Here is a 5460-nt window from a genome sequence, read left to right on the forward strand (position 1 = left end):
GCAACAAAACGGCTCAATGACTGTCCATCAAAGTTCTCGAGTCAGCCGCGAAAAAGCTGCTGATCTTGCTCGGCGCCTGGTTCAAGTAAACCAGGACTACAATACGCTTCAACAGGAAGAGAATGCGGCGGACTATATCCGCAACAGCCTCTTAAATGAGCTGCTCTCTCGTATTGAATCGATTCTTGACGAAGACTTGCCGCAAGCGTCAGCGCTTAACCTTGCGGGTCGTATTGCTTTCGACCTTTCTTTGCATCAATTGGCAAAAGATTATTTTACCCGTGCAAACAATTTAGAGACATCTAAGGCAACGTACCTGCTCAATTTAGCCAATGCCGAAGCCACTCTCGGTCATTATCAGCAAGCAGACGAATACTTTGCTGAGGTCCTCAGACTCGACAAACATAATCTCTCCGCATTTATTGGCATTGCATACTGCATGCTTCAGTTGGGTCAATATGACAAGGCCTTTCTGCACTACCGAAGCATCATTGCATTTGGGCACAGCGATGCCCTAATTCATGACCAAACAGCAGAGTGCATCGAAAATCTGAGTTGCAACAGCTACACACAGGAGCTTGAGCTATTTGTACTGTATTTGTTATCGCTCAACGACATCGATACGAGTCGAATTGTTAAGTTCTCAGCAGAGCTGCTGACGCACAAATATGACCTTAAGAATCCAGACTGTGTGTTGGACATTAATCAACTCGTTCAGGATCAGCTGCTTATTGCCATCCTTGAAACTGGCGTCGTTGCGGAACCGCACTTTGAAGAGTTAGTCACACAGCTTCGCCTATCAATTTTAACCGAAGCTGTTATTGGCCAATCGTTGCGTGACGCCCTGCTTCCTCTTGCCATGGCTATCGGCTGTTACGCCAGTCATACCGATTACGCACTCGTACTGAATCAAGATGAAGAAAAAGAGATTGGCTTACTAAAACTGAAAGTCGCTCAGCAAATCGGTTACCAAGGTATTGCGGTTGATGATATTGCGGGCGCTTTAATCATTCTTGCGATGTACGAAGCACTATATGTTCAAAGTTTTTCATTTGAACTATTGGCACTTGAACACCTCGAGTGGCCAACAGGTATGCAGAATCTTATGAAGGTCACTCTTTACGAGCTAAGTGAGGAGCACCAAGCACGGCACGAACTCTTTGGCCAAACCATGACCGAACTGCTCGACAATGGAATCACGCGCAGTAGCAAGCGCTGGAAGCCGATTCCTGCTCCAAGGCAAGTGAGTTTTTTCCAAACAATGCAGCAGCAACTGGCTCCGCAGACACCCCCTCGTTCGTGGCATAACAAAACAATACGGGTTCTTTTGCTGGCATGTGGCTCAGGCCAAAAAGCATTCCAATATGCGAGTCAGTTTTCGTCTGTCTCTATTTTTGCTGCGGATTCTAATCAAGTCGATATGGCCTATGCCCATGCGCAGGTTAAATCACTCGCCCTAACAAATCTGAGCTACGCGGTCGCTGACTATGCGCTTCCTCCGCAAGACCTAGAGCCATTTGACTATATAGAGTTCGGTGAAGGGTTCGATTTTGCACACCTCGATGAGTGGATGAAGCTATTGTCGAGTGATGGCATTGCTCGTGTTATTCTTCCGGGAATTGCAAGTCGAGAAATCACCGGGATCCTCAGCGACCTAGTACGCGCAAGAGGGATGCACCCGAGCCTTGAGAACATTCGCCTTATCAGAAACTCTATTTTGCTTGAGCGCTCTAGTGAACTCTGGGAGCGATTATTCGATAACCCTCAGTTCTACAGTGGTTCCGGTTGCAGAGATTTGATTTTCAAAAACAAACTGGCGTTTTTCGATGTAGATAAGTCCTATGGTTTACTAAAAAAGGCCGGTTTAATCTCTGTAAAAGATCCGAAGATCGACACCTCGGTAGATAATACGATTAACCAAATAGACTTATTCGCAACAAAAGTATAACGAATTAGTTATTCCAGGCGCTGGCTTGCCAGCGCCTCCAATCTACTTCGTCGTCAACATCAAAACGTGTTGCTAGTAGATGAGTCTTCAAGCCCGCGCTCCGCATAATGTCTTGAGTTTGCTGGCAAACTTCATCTGTTCCCCAGAGTACATCACGAAAACCGCTCAAAGACAGCGGCAAATTGTCACCCGCAGTATTCGGCCGCTTTAGGCCGATGAGCCCGTAGCCCCCGTCCTCCGTGGCACCAAGAACTACATCAGCGTGCGAAAGTGCCTCTTCGGCTGACGCGAGATAATCCAAATCCAAAACAGGAAAGTCACTTCCAACAATAAACGCTCGATCCGCCACCTCAAGCCCCTTTCCCAAGGCCACCCGCATTCGATCACCCAGAGTTTGACCGTCCTGCAAAAAGGCTTCTTGGAAAATCAGGCCTTGCTGTTTATAAACATCAAGCCCTGACTGATAAGCCGAATCGGAAGTGTGTCCGCCGACGCCACCGACGCCAAGCCAAAGATGCTGGATGTGATCATTGCCTTGCTCGCTAATGTATCGGGATAATTGTGTATTTACCGCAATCGTCAATCGCTTATGTGCAACAAGTGCTGCCTCATCGCCTATCGTCGCCGCAAGGCGCGTTTTAACTTTACCAAGCAAGGGCAACTTTACGAATTGAATCCAAACGGTGCTAGGCATTTTCTCTCGCTGTGGTAGTGTAATGGGATAGATCAAGACTAAAAAAATACATGCTATTCGACTCCGACTTTAAAGAACAGTTCCAAGACATTCGCTGCTTTGACGACTCTGAAGTAACTGGTACGCTGCGTGACCTATACGATAGTACGCGGCTGGACTTCGTCTTTAGCCACCTTTTTCCTGGCGAACAGATCGAAACAACAGGCTTGTTTCGTTGTAAAAATATCGAAGAAATTCAGTCGTGGCTGATCACGACATTGGTTCCCAAACTGGCAAGCACATATTCAAATTTGAGCATTCAAGGATTAGACAAGCTCAGCTCTGACCGAAAATATATTTTTGTCTCAAATCATCGCGATATTGCCATGGATCCCTTACTCGTCAATATCGCGTTGGATAAATGCGGACACACAACTGCGCATAACGCGATTGGGGACAACCTGCTGCTGAGCGTCACGGGAACGCGAATGGCATTGTTAAACAAATGCTTCCGTGTAGCACGCTCAGTTAGAAGCCCCAAGGCAATGCTGCTAGCACTAAAAAAGCAGGCTGCATATATTCGCCACGTTCATTCTGTGTTCGAGCATAATGTGTGGATTGCACAACGCGAGGGTCGTGCCCTTGATGGTGTTGATTCTACAAATCCGGCACTGATCAAAATGCTACTGCTTGGCAGTGACAAATCGTCGCAAGTAGAAACCTCTAATGCGCTAAACATTTGCCCCGTCACCCTTTCCTACGAATGGGATCCATGTGACATGAGCAAAGCAACGCGTCTCATCAAAGATGAAACTCTCAGTACCGATGAAAAATTAGCAAACGACAAACTCGACATACTGAATGGAATGCTTGGTTACAAGGGCAAGATTACAGTTCGGTTTGGCGAACCGGTTTGCTTAGCAACTGATCCAGGGATTCAGCAGCTTCCCGATACTCTTGCAGGCGCGATTGATCGCCAGATCCGAGACAACTATGCGCTCTATCCTGTAAACACGTTGGCGAATAAACTCGTGTGTAACCAGTTCACCCTCCCCGCCTCCCTAAGCGAACAAGAGATCAGTGCAGCAGACCTATTACTTCAACGTCTCAACGCAGATTCATTCTCAGATTCGCTCTCACAGGCTCAGAAAAACGTTGTATCCGCATACGCGCAGCCGGCAATCGCTTCGAGCAACAAATAACAAGCGAATTAATGCTGTGCGAGCGATGGTTTTGCGCTTAAACTTTGGTAGACTCCACGGCGTTTTATCTAACCAACCAGTCAATTTAAGCAGGCCGGCGCATGAACAAGCTTTTCGTTCAAAATTTAACTGTGATCGATTTTTCGTATTTCGATGCTTCGCGCGGCATACTTGGAGAAAGCTGGATTGTCGACATTGAGCTTGAAGGCGAGCTTGATGAACAAGGCATGGTGTTCGATTTCGGACACGTTAAGAAACAAATTAAGGAAATCATCGACCAAGAGCTCGACCACCGTTTTGCGCTTTCGGTACATCTTAAAAATTTGCATGTAGAAAAAACGCAACGGAAAGTTCGTCTTGCGTGGGATTCGCAATTTGGCCACTTCGAGCATGAATCACCGCGCGATGCGGTTGTATTGCTTGAAGCGAAAACAATCAATCCGAAGACGGTTGCCAAGTACCTAGAATCAGTTATCAAACCCGCTTTGCCAGAGAACGTAACCCGGGTATCACTACACCTTTATGAAGAGCAAATCGATGGCGCTTATTATCACTACAGCCATGGGTTAAAAAAGCATTTAGGCAATTGTCAGCGTATCGTTCACGGACATCGTTCAAGGATCGAAATCTACGAGAACCACCAGCGCTGCTCCGATCTTGAAGATTATTGGTCTGCTTGTTTCCGAAATATTTATCTAGGTACTGCGGACGATATTCAAAACGAGACTGACATTGATGGCAAACCCCACACAACCTTCGCGTATACAGCTCAGCAAGGGCGATTCAAGCTAACGCTGCCCACTAAACGTGTCTATATAATTGATACTGACTCTACCGTAGAACTGATTGCCGCGCACATAGCAAATAAATGCGCCGAGAAGAAACCAAATAATCATTACCTCGTCAAAGCCTATGAGGGCGTAGGCAAAGGCGCAATTGCAGAAAGGTCCTCTAACCTTAAGCGCTAAAGAACAAAGTATTAGAACGAACGTTTGGGAGTTTCAGAAATGCGGCTAGGACGATGCTTAACGGTACTGTTTTTAACGATTTGGAGCGCAACAGCGACCGCTGAAGAAAGCGCCACCGAATTAGAACAAAGAGCCGAAAGCCCTGTTCCCGTTCAAGAGGCAACCGCGCCTGTGTACGACGAGCTTCCGCTGCGTTTTACTCAAGAGCGAAACACCGAATACTTAGAGTATGTTATCACCCCTCACCGCTCAAACTACATTTTACCGTTTAGCTATCAAGAAAAACCAAATAACGAGCCTTGGTCGTCAGGTACAGACTATTTGGAAGAAAATCCCTTTGAAAATACCGAAATAAAACTCCAGATAAGCTTTAAGGTCCCCCTTCTCGAGACCAGTATGCTGCATCCTGAAGACGGTGTTTACTTCGGCTTTACAATGAAGTCATTTTGGCAGGCATACAATAGCGAGATATCTGCACCGTTTCGTGAAACCAATTACCGACCAGAGATTTTCTATCAAACGCCCATCAACCTCCCCGATCTGAATGGTGCGTTCTTCTTCCGAACCGGTTTTGAGCACGAGAGCAACGGGCGTAGTCAGCTACTTAGCCGTAGCTGGAATCGAGCCTATGTTGGACTTGGCTTCATTCGACCGAACTGGGCCATTTAT

At 46.7% G+C, this 5460-nt stretch carries 5 protein-coding genes; 4 read left to right on the forward strand and 1 reads right to left on the reverse strand.

Annotated elements, in window-relative coordinates:
* On the forward strand, nucleotides 1-1948 hold a 1948-nt coding region (locus A3751_RS10450), incomplete at its 5' end, for a tetratricopeptide repeat protein (RefSeq protein ID WP_068455476.1).
* Between the two features lie 4 nt (nucleotides 1949-1952).
* Here the strand turns inward: A3751_RS10450 and A3751_RS10455 are convergent.
* The gene (locus A3751_RS10455) at nucleotides 1953-2642 is read right to left on the reverse strand and encodes a DUF2064 domain-containing protein (RefSeq protein WP_068455479.1); all 690 of its coding nucleotides are present in this window, start codon (nucleotides 2640-2642) and stop codon (nucleotides 1953-1955) included.
* A 50-nt stretch (nucleotides 2643-2692) separates the two neighbouring features.
* Between A3751_RS10455 and A3751_RS10460 the strand changes: the two genes are divergently transcribed.
* The 3 genes from A3751_RS10460 to A3751_RS10470 all read left to right on the forward strand — a co-directional run.
* The gene (locus tag A3751_RS10460) at nucleotides 2693-3823 is read left to right on the forward strand and encodes a hypothetical protein (protein WP_068455482.1); all 1131 of its coding nucleotides are present in this window, start codon (nucleotides 2693-2695) and stop codon (nucleotides 3821-3823) included.
* Between the two features lie 101 nt (nucleotides 3824-3924).
* A complete protein-coding gene (locus A3751_RS10465; protein ID WP_068455485.1) occupies nucleotides 3925-4791 on the forward strand; it encodes a 6-carboxytetrahydropterin synthase in 867 nt (288 codons plus the stop codon).
* Between the two features lie 39 nt (nucleotides 4792-4830).
* Nucleotides 4831-5460 (forward strand): phospholipase A (locus tag A3751_RS10470; RefSeq protein ID WP_197466275.1); only part of this gene is annotated, 630 nt, incomplete at its 3' end.

Source organism: Oleiphilus sp. HI0080 (assembly GCF_001635135.1).